We start from the raw sequence: 16,186 nt of genomic DNA on the forward strand, positions 1-16,186 counted from the left end.
TTATAAAATATGAAAAGAATCATTATTGATTGCGATCCCGGCAATGGTATCGCGGGTGCCAACACCGATGATGGGCTGGCGATTGCGCTGGCCTTAGCTTCACCAGCCCTGTCGCTGGAATTGATCACCACCGTAGCGGGTAACACGCCCTGTGACGTGGGCGCACGCGTTGCCAAAGATTTGATCGTCCGGCTGGGATTATCTATCCCGGTCGTACAGGGCGCGACGCAGGCGTTACAGGAGGATCCTGCGCCATGGCGCGAGACGCTGGATAACCAGGTCAATCAGCTTGCGCTGGGAAAACTCTGGCAGAATGTGCGTCAGCCAGCCGATGTTGCGGCGGATGCGCTTGATGCGGCTGACGCTATCGGTAAACTGATTTGCGACAATCCGGGCGAGATTACGCTGGTGGCAATTGGCCCGCTGACAAATGTGGCGCTGGCGATGCAGCGCTACCCCGCCATGGCAGAATCGGTGGCGGAAATTGTGATTATGGGCGGCGTCTTCTCGCTGGATGACTACATCAAAGACACCAATTTTGGTCTGGATCCCGAGGCAGCGCATCAGGTGTTGCACAGCGGTGCTGCGGTAACACTGGTGCCGATGGATGTCACCACGCAGACGCTGCTGAACCAGCAGGATTTGACACGTCTCACCGCGGCCGATCATCCGCTGACCGGGTTTGTACGCGACACGCTGCGCCCGTGGATCGACTATTCAATGGAAACCCGTCAGCTGGCAGGATGCTGGATCCACGATGCACTGGTGGTCGCCTGGTTGCTGAATCAGCGAGTCGCCTCGGGCATCGATTACCGGGTTGATATCGAACTGCGTCCCGGCGCGACGCGCGGCAAAAGCTGGCGTTATCGTCAGCCGCTTCGGCTCACTGTCGGTGTGCCTGATCACTGCGGCGCATCGGTGCATGTGCTGCATAGCGTCGATAACACGCTGCTGTTGTCGATCATCGAACAGGCATTTAAGCGCCTGACATCCTGAAGTCATGGGCGATTAACTGTGCCCGCTTACTGCGCGTGATCGGCTGTCATCGTGATCGGCTGCCATGATGGGACGGTGATTATCACCGGCTGATAAAATCTGTCAGGTTGTCAGCAGCATTCGGGCGCAGGCAGAAGCGCTGGGTTTGTGAGCCGATGCAAAGCATTAAATCGCTTCGCACACGTCGATCCAGCGGGCGTTAGTCAGTTCAGCCATCTGCTGTGGCGAGATACGGACGGCGCTGTGGATAGCGCCAGCGGCGGGCAGGACTTCATCAAAGCTGCGCAGTGAAACATCACAGTAAACGGTCAGCGGATTCTCCAGACCGAACGGACAGACGCCGCCCACCGGGTGGCCGGTCCAGTTAATCACCTCGTCGACGCTCAGCATTCGCGCTTTCGCGCCCAGAGCCGCTTTCAGCTTGCGATTATCCAGCCGGGCATCGCCGCGTGTGACAATCAGCACCACGTCGTTTTTCACTTTCAGTGACAGGGTCTTGGCAATCTCTCCTGGCGTCACGCCATGGGCGCGTGCAGCCATCCCGACCGTTGCAGTGCTTTCTGCCAGTTCAATAATTTCAATTTCAGGGGCGTGTTCGGCAAAGAACTGGCGCACGGACTCCAGACTCATCTTTCTCTCCAGGCTGAACGAAGGCGTAAAAATTGCCACAAGCCTCGGTGCCTGTAAACGAGATAAACGGAGATTTCGCTGTAATTAAGTCTGTTCAGCTGCCGCTCAGGGTGCAGTTGCCGCATTGTTCGACATCAGGAATGCGATAACGCTGGCAGCAGCTGCGACGGACAAGTTCGCCGTTACGCGGGATCATGGTGCGGTAAAGTGGGTTTTCGCTGCCATCCAGCAGCCGCTGGTTGAAGAACAGCGCCTGCTCCAGTTGCAGGATCAGCGCCTCATCAATCTGGCTTTTCAGCTCACCCAGGAACCACTGGAATGAGTAGCCCATGTTGTTCCAGATGAGTCGGGCATTGATATCACCATGCTGTGTAATACCCTTCACCACCGGGATCAGATGCTGCTGAATCAGCCGGTCGATGCGCTGCAGGGAATTAAGATAGCGCGCTTCTTCATCTTCCTGCACATCGATCCAGAACGTGGCCGGATGGCCATTCTCATGAAACCCGACGCGAATATGCTCGGGCGAGCAGTCCAGCGCACGTGACTCCTGCAACAACGCCATGATGAGCGGAGGCAGCAGCAGTCCAAAATACCACTGTGCCCAGAGTGACAGCACCGGTTTAGCTTCACGAATGGCATCAGGATGATCGCGATAGAGATAGTCGCTATAGCGCTGGATGAGCGGGGCAAAGGCCTCTGATTCCGACCAGGCGGTAAGCGTCAGTGTATCGCGCGGAGCAGACTGGCTGAACCTGGTTGATTCAAGCAGATAGCTGCGCTGTTGCTGCAGCCGCTCATGCAGACTTTCTGCCAGCGGGCGGTCATTCTGCCGGAAGATCATCGACTGAGCGTTAAAACGCTGTTCCTGAGCTGAAGCAGTTGCCATGACGACTCGCAGAAAGTGTAGATAAGAAAGCAAATGATAATCGTTATTGATTAACTCTACAAGTCGCGTAAAAAATCGTCGCTGCTGGCGGAAAAACGGCGGGGATTGAGAGCGATCATCAGGCCAGGCAGAGCAGTACATCATTCAGCACTGTTCCGGTCGGTAACGACCGCGTTATGCTTACTCAGGCATGTTCGCTGGAAGTCTGAGGCTGCTGTCGGGGCAAATCTTCCCAGGCGAGAATGGTATTGCGACCCTGATTTTTAGCCACATATAACGCGCTGTCCGCATTGGCGACCGCCAGATCGAACGCATTATCATAAATGGGCGCGATACCCGCACTGATGGTAACGTGGGTTGAAACGGTCTCATTGAAAAGGTGAGGGATTTCTAAATCCAGCACATACTGGCGGATTCGCTCTGCCAGCTTCATTGCAATGGAACTGTTCACATTAGTCATCAGCACCAGAAACTCTTCGCCGCCGTAGCGGGTGACGACATCGCGCGAACGCACCGCATCACGAATCGCGACAGAGACCCGCGCCAGCGCCTGATCGCCCATCGCATGCCCATAGTTATCGTTGTAGGCCTTGAAGTGGTCGATATCCAGCAGCAGCACATAGTGGCTGCCAGCGTGGTTTTCCAGAATATTATCGAGCCGGTTCTTCAGGCCGCGGCGGTTATAGAGTCCGGTCAGCGGATCGAGCATGCTGAGGTCACTGAATGTCTCTTTCTCTTCATAGAGCTGATGCATCAGGCGCAGGGTAAAGTTGTCGGCACGGCGGCGCATCAGATGCTGCAGGGAGAAACCGATCAGAGGCAGGATGATGGTCAGCAGGATCAGCGGCAGATGCTGTCCATTGTCGAGCAGTAATACGGTAAATACCGGCGGCGCGACGTGCAGACAAAATGCAACCAGATAATCGCTCAGGGCGATGGCACTGATAAATAACACACTGATCAAACTGATAATAAGAAAGCCACCATCAAAATAGAACACCTGATGAAAGCGATAATTAATGTGCCAGGCCCAGAGCATGCCCAGCAGAAGTGCCACAGGATTTAACAGGGGAAGTTTTAGTCTGGGCCATATTAAATAGGTAATTAACATGATGCCGCTAAACGCAGTGACACAAATTACCGGCAGGGTCGCGTCATTGGTCTCGTTGCTCATTACGGGCAGCAGATAAAATAGCGAAACGGCGATATTTAAAAAGAGAAAAAGCATTACTGAAAGCCGGTATTTACTCTGTTTCAGTTCTTCATATGATTGTAATTTCATTATAAATACTCGTGACGGCCCTGAAATACCAAAGCGCAAGCCGGCAAAAAAAAGATTTTGCCAGAGAGTGAGCAAATTGTTGCTATTGCTGTTATTAAAAGTGTTATCGGCCGCAATCTAGCATTTTCCAACTGGTCTGTCATCTTCGTTGGCGGACGTGACAAAAACAGGCTGCAAGGCCGTTAAAACTGTCATATGATAATGGGAATGCTTATCATTTGAGGTCTGCGTCATGGGGATAGCGATTATTGCGGCCTGCGGCCTGTGGGGAGTCAGCTGGGCATTGGGTAAAAAACTGGATAGCGCGTGGGGCGTATTGCTGCCCTGCATTGCACTGCCGCTGTTCGCCTTATGGGAGCCGAGCTTCAGTCAGTGGCGGATGGTAATGACCGTAGCGCTGCTGCTGACTGTCGTGATGCTGTTTAATCAGCGTCTGCGTCACTATCTGCTGTTGCCATCCTGCCTGGCATTAGCGGGTGGCCTGGCGGCTATCTCTGTAAATTTTCATCTGAGTTAATCAAGGCGGAGCGGCTGAAAATCGTCTTACAGCGTGAAGCGACCAGATGAGCGAAACCGAGCTGAAAAACTAAATTGAGCAGGGGATAAAACGATACTGCAAGGGAAGCAGAAGGGCATTGCGGGGAAAACAGAGGATGACAACGTTGGTGCGAAGAGAGGGACTTGAACCCTCACGTCCGTTAAGACACTAACACCTGAAGCTAGCGCGTCTACCAATTCCGCCACCTTCGCATCGGGTTGTCTGTTCATATCACCGCAATGGTGCGAAGAGAGGGACTTGAACCCTCACGTCCGTTAAGACACTAACACCTGAAGCTAGCGCGTCTACCAATTCCGCCACCTTCGCGCAGTGCTCGCGATATGAAACATGTGATTTTGGTGCGAAGAGAGGGACTTGAACCCTCACGTCCGTTAGGACACTAACACCTGAAGCTAGCGCGTCTACCAATTCCGCCACCTTCGCATACCCGTAACACCCTGAGAATGTTACAACCACGGAGGCGCATTCTAGAGATTTTACTCTTTGCGTCAACAACTATTTCGTCGGGCTGAAACGATCGCTGTAAAAAGCAACATTTTCAGCCCGGCAACGCCATTAACGCCGGGAAAAGCGCTTAGCGCGTTTTAGCTCCGCGACCGTAAACAGCACGATAAACTTTAAAACGACCGGTCTGTGCGATGACTTCGTGACTGCCGAAGGCTTCATCCAGCGCCTGTGGATAGGGCAGGAAGGTGTTCGCCACAATACGCAACTCGCCGCCGGTGTTCAGGTGTTTCACTGCGCCACGGATCAACGCCTGGGCGGCGTCGAGGCTGGTCTGGGTACCTTCATGGAACGGCGGGTTCGAGATAATCATGTCGAAACGACCCGTCACGTCAGAGAAGACGTTGCTGGCGAAGACTTCGCCCTCGATGCCATTGGCGGCCAGCGTCAATTTACTCGCTTCAATGGCAGCCGCGTGCACGTCACACAGCCACAGACGCACTTTAGGCGAACGGGCCGGCAGAGAGGCAGCAATCACGCCTGCGCCACAGCCCATATCCAGCACTTTACCTTTGGTGTGCGGGGTAAAGGTCGAGAGCAGCAGGGCACTGCCGCTGTCCAGGCCGTCACGGCTGAAGACGCCAGGCAGGGTATGGATCGTCAGCCCCTCCAGCTGATACTGATGACCAAAGCTGCTGGCATCAAACTCAGGCTGTTTGTCCAGACGACCGTGGTAGAGGCCACAGCGACGCGCGCTGTCGATTTTCTCCAGTTTCACCCACGATTCCACCATACCTTCTGCACTGCGCACGCCGCTGCGGTTTTCACCGACCACGAACACGTCACAGCCGACCGGCAGCAGAGAGAGCAGGTTCTGCAGCTGGAACTGCACTTCCGGCTTGTTCTTGGTCCAGAAGTAGACCAGCGTATCGCAGCCCTGCACATCTTCCGCCTGCGCAACCATGCCGTAACGCGCCAGCTCGCCCATACGGCGGCTCAGGTTTTGCCAGTGATGATATTGCTGGGTGTGAACGCGCGACGAGGCGGTTTCCAGCTGAGCGGGCAGGTCATCCTGCAGATCGCCAGCAAATAAAACATGGCGGGCGGTAAATTCATCACTGTGGCGCAGAATGACTTCGCTGGCCGGGGTTAAAGCAGACATGTCGGGCTCCTGTAAGATCTGAGCGGGGATTATAGTGGTTTGTTGGCGCATGTTCGATGGGTTTGCTAGCATAGCGTCGCATTCAGGCAGCAGAACAGGTAACACCATGACGTCCAGGCGCGACTGGCTTTTACAGCAAATGGGAATTACACAGTACCAGCTGCGCCGCCCGCGCGTGCTTCAGGGCGAAATTGCCGTCACGCTGGCACCGGACACGCAGTTAATTATTGTCGCTGACGCGCCACCCGGTCTGCATGAACCGCTGATGCGCGACGTGCTGCATGCTCTCAATCTGCAACCCGCTCAGGTGATGACCGTGACGCCGGATCAGCTGCAAATGCTGCCGGAGACGCTGAACTGCGCGGGCTGGCTGCTCGGCGTAGAGAGCGAACAGACTTTTAATGGCGTGGCTTTAACCAGCGCCTCTTTCAATGAACTGATCAGTAGCGGCGTCGCCAAACGCGCGCTCTGGCAACAGATGTGTAACCATGACAGCCATCTCTTTACTCACCCCTGACGATCTGGCGCAGGCCTACGCCATTGAGTGTCGTAGTCACGCGTTTCCCTGGAGTGAAAAGACGTTTGCCAGCAATCAGGGCGAGCGCTTTATCAATTTATGTCTCGATGTCGACGGCAAAATGGCCGCTTTTGCCATTACCCAGGTGGTGCTGGATGAAGCCTCGCTGTTTAACATCGCGGTCGATCCCGCCTTTCAGCGCCGGGGATTGGGCCGCCAGCTGTTGCAGCATCTGATCGATGAACTGATTAAACGCGACGTGCTGACGCTGTGGCTGGAAGTGCGGGCCTCGAACCTGCCCGCCATCGCGCTCTATGAGCAGCTTGGATTCAATCAGGTCAGTCGTCGCCCCAATTATTATCCCACCGCCAGCGGCCGTGAAGATGCCATCCTCATGGCCCTGACGCCCTAGTGGTGTTAAGGAGCTTTAATGTCAGATAACTGGGATTGCATCCTGTTTGATGCGGACGATACGCTTTTTCATTTCGACGCCTATGCCGGTTTACAGCGCCTGTTCGCCGGATATGACGTGCAGTTCACTGACCAGGATTACAGCGATTATCAGGCGATCAACAAGCCGCTGTGGGTGGATTATCAGAACGGCACCATCTCAGCGTTACAGCTGCAGACTCAGCGTTTTAACCACTGGAGTGAGAAGCTCAGCGTTGCGCCAGAGATCCTTAACAGCGGCTTTCTCACCGCAATGGGGGAGATCTGCACGCCGCTGCCGGGTGCGGTCAGTCTGATGAATCAGCTGCATGGCCGGGTAAACATGGGCATTATCACCAACGGCTTTACCGCGCTGCAGCAGACGCGTCTTGAGCGCACCGGTTTCCGTGATTACTTCTCGGCGCTGGTGATCTCTGAGCAGGTCGGCGTACCAAAACCGGCGGCAGAGATCTTTGATTATGCGCTGCAACGGATGGGCAATCCGGATCGTCAGCGGGTGCTGATGGTGGGGGATACGCCAGAATCAGACATTCTGGGCGGCATGAATGCTGGCGTGAAAACCTGCTGGCTCGATCATGGCACCCGGCCTCTGCCGGAACATATCAAACCAACCTGGCAGGTCAAATCGCTGAGTGAGCTGGAAGCGCTGCTGATCGGCTGACAACCCCAAATCCGAATAAATCTGACAGCAATAAATAAACTTAACGCGCAGGGAACACGGGCAGAGCAGGAAAGCGTCCCGCGGCAGGGACGGCGCGGGCCGAGCGGCCATGGATGGCTTAAGCGACTTTCCGATCTGACCGTGTTCCCTTCGCAGGCTCGGTCTCACCGCATACCTGAACTGAGTTTGTCCCAACATAAAAAAGGCCCGCTGTGCGGGCCTCTCTCGTTTTATCTTTACCGCAGCGCAGGCGCGCTACGCTTTCTTCTCGTCGTCCTCATCCCGATCCTCTTTCACCGGGGTGCTGGCGGTAAGCAGAAACGGCGACTGCTGCCAGCGGGTGCGGCGGTGGCGCAGCAGGGTGCGGGAGAGAATAATGCCGATCGCCAGCGCCAGCAGCATCATCAGACGCAGAATATTGGTGGTGTTATCGACCTGATGTGAGTCGGTGACCAGTACGTGGGTATCCAGCGTTACGCGCAAAAAGCCCAGCGGGCCATCGTTTCCGGCCAGCGGCTGCACAATCTGGTGGTTGAAATAGCTGCCCGCGCGCTTGCCGTCGAGCGCCAGCCGGTCGCGGACATTAATGTTTTCACCGCTGTGCGCCACCAGGCTGCCGTCGCCATCATACACGGACGCATCCAGAATACGGCTGTTTGCCGTCATCTGATTAAGAATGGCTTCGATCTGATTCCGGTTATTTTCACTGTTGTCCATCAACGGTTTAAGGCTGAACGCCACCTGGCTGGTCAGCGTATGCGCCAGCTCCTCGACCTGCTCAGAACGCGCCGTCTGATGGCCGAGGCTGAACCAGGAAGCACCCTGCATCAGTACGACCAGCAGCGCCATCGAGATAAGCACGATCACGGTACGATGTAAGCGAAATTTCAGTGCGGTTTTAGCCATTAATCATCCGGGTCATATCACAACAGAAAGCCTGGAGATTATGTTGCCAGAAGCGGCGCAGACAAGGTAGCCTCTTGCGTGGTTTTGTTGTCCCTACAGGAGCTCTGATGCCAAATCGTTTAACCTGGTGCGATCTTCCCGCCGATGTCTCCCTCTGGCCGGGTTTGCCCCTTTCTCTTAGCGGTGATGAAGTGATGCCGCTGGATTATCGCGCTGGCCGCACCGGCTGGCTGCTGTATGGCCGCGGGCTGGATAAGCAACGGCTGACCGATTACCAGCACCAGCTGGGTGCGGCGATGGTGATCGTCAGCGCCTGGAACGTCGATGAGTATCAGGTGATTCGCCTGGCGGGATCGCTGACGCCGTTTGCCAGCAAGCTGGCGCACGACGCCGGGCTGGACGTAGCGCCGCTGGGCAAAATCCCGCATCTCAAAACGCCGGGCCTGCTGGTCATGGATATGGACTCCACCGCGATTCAGATCGAATGCATCGACGAAATCGCTAAACTGGCGGGCTGCGGCGAGCAGGTCGCGGAAGTGACGGAACGCGCAATGCGCGGCGAACTCGACTTCACCGCCAGCCTGCGTCAGCGCGTCGCCACGCTGCAGGGCGCGGACGCCAATATTCTCAAACAGGTGCGTGATGCGCTGCCGCTGATGCCAGGCTTAACGACGCTGACGCAGAAACTGCAGGCGCTGGGCTGGCAGGTTGCCATCGCGTCCGGCGGCTTTACCTACTACGCCGACTACCTGCGCGACAAACTGCATCTGTCGGCGGTGGCGGCCAATGAACTCGAAATCCGCGACGGCAAACTGACCGGCAACGTGCTGGGTCCGGTTGTCGACGCACAATACAAAGCCGATACGCTGAAGAAGCTGGCGCAGCGTTTTGACATCGCGCCGGAACAGACGGTGGCAATCGGTGATGGGGCCAATGACCTGCTGATGATCAAAGCCTCAGCGCTGGGCATTGCGTTCCATGCTAAACCTAAGGTGAATGAGCAGACTGCGGTCACCATTCGCCATGCCGATTTAATGGGGGTGTTCTGCATCCTCAGCGGCAGCCTGATCCACGAAGAGCGTTAACAGAGGTATTGATTTGGCCAAAGCGGCAAAACGCGCATTTGTCTGTAATGAATGTGGCGCAGATTACCCACGCTGGCAGGGGCAATGCAGCGCCTGTCACGCCTGGAACACCATCACCGAGGTGCGCATCGCCGCCTCGCCTGCCGCTGCGCGTAACGAGCGCCTGAGTGGTTATGCCGGCAGCGCTGGCACCAGCCGGGTGCAGAAGCTCTCTGAAATCAGTCTGGAGGCGTTACCGCGCTTCTCGACCAGCTTCAAAGAGTTTGACCGTGTACTGGGCGGCGGCGTTGTGCCGGGCAGCGCTATTCTGATTGGCGGCAGTCCGGGCGCGGGCAAATCCACGCTGCTGCTGCAGGTGATGTGCCGGTTGTCAGAAGGGATGAAAACCCTTTATGTCACCGGTGAAGAGTCACTGCAACAGGTGGCGATGCGCGCCCATCGTCTGGGATTACCCACCGAAAATGTGAACATGTTGTCGGAAACCAGCATTGAGCAGATCTGCCTGATCGCCGAGCAGGAGCAACCGCAACTGATGGTGATCGACTCGATCCAGGTCATGCACATGGCTGAGATCCAGTCATCGCCGGGCAGCGTGGCTCAGGTACGGGAAACCGCCGCTTACCTGACGCGCTTCGCCAAAACGCGCGGCGTAGCGATCATCATGGTCGGTCACGTCACCAAAGATGGCTCGCTGGCCGGGCCGAAGGTGCTGGAGCACTGCATCGACTGTTCCGTCCTGCTGGATGGCGATGCGGACTCCCGCTTCCGCACGCTGCGCAGTCATAAGAACCGCTTTGGCGCGGTGAATGAGCTGGGTGTGTTTGCCATGACCGAGCAGGGCATGCGTGAAGTCAGCAATCCATCCGCTATCTTCCTGTCGCGTGGCGAAGAGGTCACCTCGGGCAGTTCGGTCATGGTGCTGTGGGAGGGAACGCGTCCGCTGCTGGTGGAAATTCAGGCGCTGGTCGATCACTCCATGATGGGCAATCCTCGCCGCGTGGCGGTGGGTCTGGAACAGAACCGTCTGGCGATTCTGCTCGCCGTTTTACACCGCCACGGTGGATTACAGATGGCGGACCAGGATGTGTTCGTCAACGTGGTCGGCGGCGTTAAAGTCACCGAAACCAGTGCGGATCTGGCGCTGATGCTGTCGATGGTGTCGAGCCTGCGCGATCGTCCACTGCCACAGGATCTGGTGATCTTCGGCGAAGTGGGACTGGCCGGTGAGATCCGTCCGGTGCCCAGCGGTCAGGAGCGCATCTCTGAAGCCGCGAAGCATGGCTTCAAACGCGCCATTGTACCAGCGGGGAATGCACCGAAAAAACCGATTGCCGGGATGCAGGTTTTCAGCGCGAAGAAGCTGGCCGATGCGCTGGCGATTCTGGACGATCTGTAACGCGCCTGCGGCCTGCCTGCGTCGCGGGCTGGCCGCTCCCACCTTAACCGCATTGATGCAGGAGGCACGACATGTCGTCGTTTGACTATCTTAAAACGGCCATTCGCCAGCAGGGCCATACGCTGCAACAGGTCGCTGATGCCAGCGGCATGACCAAAGGCTATCTGAGCCAGTTGCTCAATGCCAAAATTAAAAGCCCCAGCGCGCAAAAGCTGGAGGCGCTGCACCGCTTTCTGGGGCTGGAGTTTCCGCGCCGCGATAAAACGGTGGGCGTGGTCTTTGGTAAGTTTTATCCGCTGCATACCGGCCATATCTATCTGATTCAGCGCGCCTGTAGCCAGGTGGATGAGCTGCACATCATCATGGGTTATGACGAGCCGCGCGACCGCGAACTGTTTGAGAACAGCGCGATGTCACAGCAGCCGACGGTCAGCGATCGCCTGCGCTGGCTGCTACAGACCTTTAAGTATCAAAAAAATATCCGTATTCACGCCTTTGATGAAGAGGGGATCGAACCTTACCCGCACGGCTGGGATGTCTGGAGTAAAGGCGTCAGCGCGTTTCTCAGTGAGCATGGCATTGCGCCGGACTGCATCTACACCAGCGAAGCGCCCGATGCGGAGATGTACCAGCAGCACCTGGGCATTCAGACCGTGCTGGTCGATCCCAACCGATCCTTTATGAGCATCAGCGGCGCGCAGATTCGTCAGGATCCGTTCCGCTTCTGGGATTACATTCCCACGGAAGTGAAACCGTTCTTTGTGCGCACCGTGGCGATCCTTGGCGGAGAGTCGAGCGGTAAATCGACGCTGGTGAATAAACTCGCTAACATCTTCAACACCACCAGTGCCTGGGAATATGGCCGCGATTATGTCTTTTCCCATCTGGGCGGTGACGAAATGGCGCTGCAATATTCCGATTACGACAAGATCGCGCTGGGCCAGGCGCAGTACATCGATTTCGCCGTCAAATATGCCAACAAAGTGGCGTTTATCGACACCGACTTTGTGACCACGCAGGCGTTTTGTCTCAAGTATGAAGGGCGTGAACATCCCTTTGTGCAGGCGCTGATCGATGAATATCGTTTTGATCTGGTCATCCTGCTGGAGAACAACGTGCCCTGGGTTGCGGATGGCTTGCGCAGCCTGGGCAGTTCGGTGGATCGGCGGGAATTTCAGTCGATGCTGGTGACGATGCTGCGGGAAAATAACATCGAATTCCTGCACGTGAAGGAAGATGATTATGACACCCGTTTCCTGCGCTGCATTGAACTGGTCAAAGCGATGCTGGGCGAGAAAAACGCCCAGCCGTAACGCATGCATTGGCCCGGTCTGCCGAAATGCAGCCGGGTCAGGGCATTAATAGACCAGCACCACTTTGCCGCGCATGTGGCCTTCCAGCACGCGCTGGTGGGCGGCGGTTAAGGTCTCAACGCTTAAGCCGTGCAGCGTTTCGCTCAGCGTGGTCTGCAGCTTCCCTTCGTCCAGCAATGCTGATACCGCATCCAGAATCTCGCCCTGACGCGCCATATCCGGTGTATTGAACATGCTGCGGGTATACATCAGCTCGAAGTGCAGTGCCGCACTCTTCAGCTTCAGCTGGTCCATCGACAGCGGATGTTCGTTTTCCACGATGGTGCAGATATGACCCTGCGGCGCGATCAGCTTAGCCATGGTTTCCCAGTGACCGTCGGTGTCATTCAGGCAGAAAATATAATCGACCTGCTTAATGCCCTGTTTCTCCAGCTCACCAATCATATCTTTGTAATTGATCACCCGATCGGCACCACGATCGCGGCACCACTGGGCGGAATCTTCACGCGAGGCGGTCGCAATGATCGTCACCTTGCTGCGCAGCTTCGCCAGCGGGATCGCCAGCGATCCGACACCGCCTGCGCCGCCGACGATCAACAGCGTCTGATCTTGTGATGCGGTCTCAAGATTCAGTCGTTCAAACAGGCCTTCCCAGGCGGTCAGGGCCGTCAGCGGGATCGCCGCCGACTGCGCCCAGTCCAGGCTCTCTGGCTTGTGACCGGTGATGCGTGAGTCAACCAGCTGCTCGGTGCTGTTACTGCCAGGACGGGTCAGATCGCCCGCATAGAAGACTTCATCGCCAGGCTTAAAGTTGCTGACTGAGCTGCCCACTTCCAGCACGACGCCGCTGGCATCCCAGCCGAGAATGCGTGGCTGCTGTAAGCCGTTCTTCTTCGCCCCTTTGTGCACTTTGGTATCGACCGGATTGACCGACGCGGCTTTGACTTCAACGCGCAGGTCATACTCACCTGGCGCTGGGGTTTCAGGGAAAATTTCAGTGAAGTGTTCAGGATTTTCCGGATTAATTGCGATAGCGCGAATAGACATAACGTCTCCTGTTGAGTCAGGCCAGGAGCCTGGATTGTGTGATTGCTATGCTGGCCCTGAAGAGTGCTTACACTCGCAGGGGCTGAGCCACGCTGTCCGTGGCAGACTGCTGTAATGATTCAGACAGGCTTTAAGTGTAGAACCTGGTTTTAGCGGTGATAAGATGGACAATCTTTCATAAAGTGTTCGTCTGAGGTGAACAATGGCATTTCGCCAGTGGCAGGATATGGCGCTGTTTGCGCTGGTGGCGGAGTGCGGCAGCTTTACCGGCGCGGCGGAACGTGCAGGTCTGCCCAAATCGAGCGTCAGTCAGCGCATCAGCCAGCTGGAGCAGCGGCTGGGGATCCGGCTACTGAACCGCACCACCCGCCAGCTTAACCTGACCTTTGCCGGTGAACGCTATCTGCTGCACTGTCAGGAGATGATGCAGGCCAGTGAACGTGCCGATCAGGCGATCGCCAGCCTGCGTGAAAACCCCAGCGGGCGCCTGCGCATCACCAGTCCGGCGGGCATGGGTGCCACGCTGCTGGCGCGCTGTAACGCGGCGTTTTTACGTCTCTATCCTGATGTGACGCTGGATGTCTCGATCTCCGATGAGATGCGCGATCTGGTGCAGGAGGGCTTCGATGTGGCGTTGCGCACCGGCCAGCCGCAGGAGTCCTCACTGATTGGCCGCCGGATAGGCAACTGCCCGCGACTGCTGGTTGCGTCACAGCACTATCTCAACCAGCACCCGCCGCTGCTGCATCCACAGCAGCTGTCGGCTCACCGCTGTATTGCGCATCGCGCCTGGAATGAATGGGTATTGCAGCGTGACGGTGAGTTCTACCGCTGGCTGCTGCCGCCGGGTCATCTTACCGACAATTTACTCTATGCGCGTGAATCGGCGCTGGGCGATGCGGGCATTACGCTGCTGCCGCATTTTCTGACTGATGGGGCGATGGCGGATCCCCGACTGGTGCCGGTGCTGCCGGAATGGGAGGTGGAGGGGAATGAGCTGTGGCTGGTCTATCCGGGTCGAAAGCTGAACTCACCCGCGCTGGCGCGTTTTATTGAGTTCGCACTGCAGTCCCCGGTGTTCAGGGAGTTTTATCGCTGATGCAGCGATTAAAAAGGGCGGCATCGCTGCCGCCCTTTAAGGCGATTACTTCGTCATACGTTTGTACTTGATGCGCTTCGGCTCCAGCGCGTCAGCGCCGAGGGTACGCTTCTTGTACTCTTCATATTCGGTAAAGTTGCCTTCGAAGAATTCGATGTTGCCTTCATCCTGATAGTCCAGAATGTGCGTGGCAATGCGGTCCAGGAACCAGCGGTCATGCGAGATAACCATCGCACAGCCCGGGAACTCCAGCAGGGCGTTTTCCAGCGCGCGCAGGGTTTCGATGTCCAGGTCGTTAGTTGGCTCATCGAGCAGCAGCATGTTGCCGCCAACCTGCAGCAGTTTCGCGAGGTGCAGACGACCACGCTCACCACCTGAGAGTTCGCCCACGCGTTTGCCCTGATCGACGCCTTTGAAGTTAAAGCGGCCGACATAGGCGCGGCTTGGCATCTCGGTGTTCCCGATACGCATGATGTCCTGACCGCCGGAGACTTCTTCCCACACGGTTTTGGAATTGTCCATGCTGTCGCGGAACTGATCGACGGAGGCCAGCTTAACGGTCTCACCCAGCACGATGCTGCCGGAATCAGGCTGTTCCTGACCGGACATCATGCGGAACAGCGTCGATTTACCCGCACCGTTCGGACCGATAATCCCGACAATCGCGCCTTTTGGCACAGAGAACGAAAGATCGTCAATCAGCACACGGTCACCATAGGACTTACGCAGATTGCTGACTTCCAGCACTTTGTCACCCAGACGGGCACCTGGCGGAATGAACAGTTCGTTGGTTTCGTTACGCTTCTGGTAGTCGGTGTTGTTCAGCTCTTCAAAGCGTGCCAGACGGGCTTTGCCTTTCGACTGCTGGCCTTTCGGTCCTTTGCGAACCCACTCCAGCTCTTTCTCAATCGACTTACGACGAGCAGCTTCAGAAGAGGCTTCCTGCGCCAGACGCGCATCTTTCTGCTCAAGCCAGGAGGAGTAGTTGCCTTCCCACGGAATACCCTCACCGCGGTCAAGTTCCAGAATCCAGCCTGCTACGTTATCCAGGAAGTAACGGTCATGCGTAATCGCCACGACGGTGCCTTCGAAGTCATGCAGGAAGCGCTCCAGCCAGGCGACAGATTCGGCGTCCAGGTGGTTCGTTGGTTCGTCCAGCAGCAGCATGTCTGGTTTTTCCAGCAGCAGGCGGCACAGGGCGACGCGGCGACGTTCACCACCGGAAAGGGTGGCGATTTTCGCGTCCCAGTCTGGCAGGCGCAGCGCATCGGCAGCACGCTCCAGCTGGGTATTCAGGTTGTGACCATCGTGTGCCTGGATGATCTCTTCCAGACGGCCCTGCTCAGCGGCCAGCTTGTCGAAATCTGCACCCTCTTCGGCATAGAGCGCATAGACTTCGTCGAGGCGTTTCAGTGCGCCAACCACTTCTGACAGCGCTTCTTCAACTGACTCACGCACAGTGTGTTCAAGGTTAAGCTGCGGCTCCTGCGGCAGGTAGCCAATCTTGATGCCTGGCTGCGGACGCGCTTCCCCTTCGATATCTTTATCGATGCCGGCCATGATGCGCAGCAGGGTAGATTTACCCGCACCGTTCAGACCAAGTACGCCGATTTTTGCGCCAGGGAAGAAGCTGAGGGAGATGTTTTTCAGAATATGACGCTTCGGCGGAACCACTTTGCCGACGCGATGCATGCTATAGACGAATTGAGCCACGTTGGTTTGAGCCTCTGGGTCTGTTGGTCGTTGGAAT

General features: G+C 56.6%; 16 protein-coding genes and 3 tRNA genes. 9 read left to right on the forward strand and 10 right to left on the reverse strand.

Annotated features, from left to right (window positions below):
* The first annotated feature begins 9 nt into the window (after positions 1 to 9).
* The gene (locus QSK07_RS06325) at positions 10 to 996 is read left to right on the forward strand and encodes a nucleoside hydrolase (RefSeq protein WP_285721138.1); all 987 of its coding nucleotides are present in this window, start codon (positions 10 to 12) and stop codon (positions 994 to 996) included.
* Positions 997 to 1,161: 165 nt separating this feature from the next.
* Here QSK07_RS06325 and QSK07_RS06330 read toward each other — a convergent pair whose 3' ends face one another.
* The 3 genes from QSK07_RS06330 to QSK07_RS06340 form a co-directional block, all read right to left on the reverse strand.
* Positions 1,162 to 1,626 carry a YbaK/EbsC family protein gene (locus QSK07_RS06330; RefSeq protein ID WP_098051571.1) on the reverse strand — a complete coding sequence of 155 codons (465 nt, stop codon included), beginning with the start codon at positions 1,624 to 1,626 and terminating at the stop codon, positions 1,162 to 1,164.
* A 94-nt stretch (positions 1,627 to 1,720) separates the two neighbouring features.
* Entirely contained in the window at positions 1,721 to 2,515 is a 795-nt protein-coding gene (fhuF, locus tag QSK07_RS06335; protein ID WP_285721139.1) for a siderophore-iron reductase FhuF, read from the reverse strand.
* Between the two features lie 184 nt (positions 2,516 to 2,699).
* The gene (locus tag QSK07_RS06340; protein ID WP_285721140.1) at positions 2,700 to 3,797 is read right to left on the reverse strand and encodes a diguanylate cyclase; all 1,098 of its coding nucleotides are present in this window, start codon (positions 3,795 to 3,797) and stop codon (positions 2,700 to 2,702) included.
* A gap of 232 nt (positions 3,798 to 4,029) precedes the next feature.
* Between QSK07_RS06340 and QSK07_RS06345 the strand changes: the two genes are divergently transcribed.
* Positions 4,030 to 4,314: a DUF1435 domain-containing protein gene (locus tag QSK07_RS06345; RefSeq protein ID WP_033781777.1), complete on the forward strand. Its 285-nt coding sequence runs from the start codon at positions 4,030 to 4,032 to the stop codon at positions 4,312 to 4,314.
* A 146-nt stretch (positions 4,315 to 4,460) separates the two neighbouring features.
* Here QSK07_RS06345 and QSK07_RS06350 read toward each other — a convergent pair.
* The 4 genes from QSK07_RS06350 to rsmC all read right to left on the reverse strand — a co-directional run bounded on the left by QSK07_RS06350 (position 4,461) and on the right by rsmC (position 5,962).
* Positions 4,461 to 4,547 (reverse strand) — tRNA-Leu (locus QSK07_RS06350).
* A 28-nt stretch (positions 4,548 to 4,575) separates the two neighbouring features.
* Positions 4,576 to 4,662 (reverse strand) — tRNA-Leu (locus tag QSK07_RS06355).
* A gap of 30 nt (positions 4,663 to 4,692) precedes the next feature.
* Positions 4,693 to 4,779: transfer RNA gene (locus QSK07_RS06360), tRNA-Leu, on the reverse strand.
* Positions 4,780 to 4,930: 151 nt separating this feature from the next.
* Positions 4,931 to 5,962 carry a 16S rRNA (guanine(1207)-N(2))-methyltransferase RsmC gene (gene rsmC / locus QSK07_RS06365; RefSeq protein WP_285721141.1) on the reverse strand — a complete coding sequence of 344 codons (1,032 nt, stop codon included), beginning with the start codon at positions 5,960 to 5,962 and terminating at the stop codon, positions 4,931 to 4,933.
* A gap of 106 nt (positions 5,963 to 6,068) precedes the next feature.
* Between rsmC and QSK07_RS06370 the strand changes: the two genes are divergently transcribed.
* Genes QSK07_RS06370 through yjjG form a run of 3 tightly spaced genes read left to right on the forward strand, consistent with a single transcriptional unit; the run spans position 6,069 to position 7,590 of the window.
* On the forward strand, positions 6,069 to 6,479 hold the full coding sequence (locus tag QSK07_RS06370; RefSeq protein ID WP_022625367.1) for a DNA polymerase III subunit psi: 411 nt from the start codon (positions 6,069 to 6,071) through the stop codon (positions 6,477 to 6,479).
* Positions 6,451 to 6,891 carry a ribosomal protein S18-alanine N-acetyltransferase gene (rimI, locus tag QSK07_RS06375; RefSeq protein WP_285721142.1) on the forward strand — a complete coding sequence of 147 codons (441 nt, stop codon included), beginning with the start codon at positions 6,451 to 6,453 and terminating at the stop codon, positions 6,889 to 6,891. Before QSK07_RS06370 ends, rimI begins: the two co-directional genes overlap by 29 nt.
* Before the next feature lie 18 nt (positions 6,892 to 6,909).
* A complete protein-coding gene (gene yjjG / locus QSK07_RS06380) occupies positions 6,910 to 7,590 on the forward strand; it encodes a pyrimidine 5'-nucleotidase (protein WP_285721143.1) in 681 nt (226 codons plus the stop codon).
* Positions 7,591 to 7,845: 255 nt separating this feature from the next.
* On the opposite strand, the gene QSK07_RS06385 is transcribed toward yjjG, so the two are convergent.
* Positions 7,846 to 8,496 carry a YtjB family periplasmic protein gene (locus tag QSK07_RS06385; protein WP_061061544.1) on the reverse strand — a complete coding sequence of 217 codons (651 nt, stop codon included), beginning with the start codon at positions 8,494 to 8,496 and terminating at the stop codon, positions 7,846 to 7,848.
* A gap of 107 nt (positions 8,497 to 8,603) precedes the next feature.
* Between QSK07_RS06385 and serB the strand changes: the two genes are divergently transcribed.
* The 3 genes from serB (at position 8,604) to nadR (ending at position 12,290) form a co-directional block, all read left to right on the forward strand.
* Complete coding sequence (gene serB, locus QSK07_RS06390; protein WP_285721144.1) at positions 8,604 to 9,581, forward strand: phosphoserine phosphatase; 978 nt, start codon at positions 8,604 to 8,606, stop codon at positions 9,579 to 9,581.
* Positions 9,582 to 9,594: 13 nt separating this feature from the next.
* Positions 9,595 to 10,977 (forward strand): DNA repair protein RadA, encoded by a 1,383-nt coding sequence (gene radA, locus QSK07_RS06395; RefSeq protein WP_003854897.1) that lies wholly within the window; start codon positions 9,595 to 9,597, stop codon positions 10,975 to 10,977.
* A 71-nt stretch (positions 10,978 to 11,048) separates the two neighbouring features.
* On the forward strand, positions 11,049 to 12,290 hold the full coding sequence (gene nadR, locus QSK07_RS06400) for a multifunctional transcriptional regulator/nicotinamide-nucleotide adenylyltransferase/ribosylnicotinamide kinase NadR (protein WP_285721145.1): 1,242 nt from the start codon (positions 11,049 to 11,051) through the stop codon (positions 12,288 to 12,290).
* 45 nt (positions 12,291 to 12,335) lie between these two features.
* Here the strand turns inward: nadR and QSK07_RS06405 are convergent, their stop codons facing one another.
* The gene (locus QSK07_RS06405) at positions 12,336 to 13,337 is read right to left on the reverse strand and encodes a zinc-binding alcohol dehydrogenase family protein (RefSeq protein ID WP_285721146.1); all 1,002 of its coding nucleotides are present in this window, start codon (positions 13,335 to 13,337) and stop codon (positions 12,336 to 12,338) included.
* A 202-nt stretch (positions 13,338 to 13,539) separates the two neighbouring features.
* Between QSK07_RS06405 and QSK07_RS06410 the strand changes: the two genes are divergently transcribed.
* Positions 13,540 to 14,436, forward strand: a complete 897-nt coding sequence (locus QSK07_RS06410) for a LysR family transcriptional regulator (protein WP_285721147.1) — start codon at positions 13,540 to 13,542, stop codon at positions 14,434 to 14,436.
* A gap of 45 nt (positions 14,437 to 14,481) precedes the next feature.
* Here the strand turns inward: QSK07_RS06410 and ettA are convergent, their stop codons facing one another.
* Positions 14,482 to 16,149, reverse strand: coding sequence for an energy-dependent translational throttle protein EttA (ettA, locus tag QSK07_RS06415; protein ID WP_013356691.1), 1,668 nt, complete (start codon positions 16,147 to 16,149; stop codon positions 14,482 to 14,484).
* Between the last annotated feature and the right edge of the window lie 37 nt (positions 16,150 to 16,186).

The sequence above is a fragment of the Pantoea sp. QMID4 genome (genome assembly GCF_030270445.1).
GTDB lineage: Bacteria > Pseudomonadota > Gammaproteobacteria > Enterobacterales > Enterobacteriaceae > Pantoea > Pantoea vagans.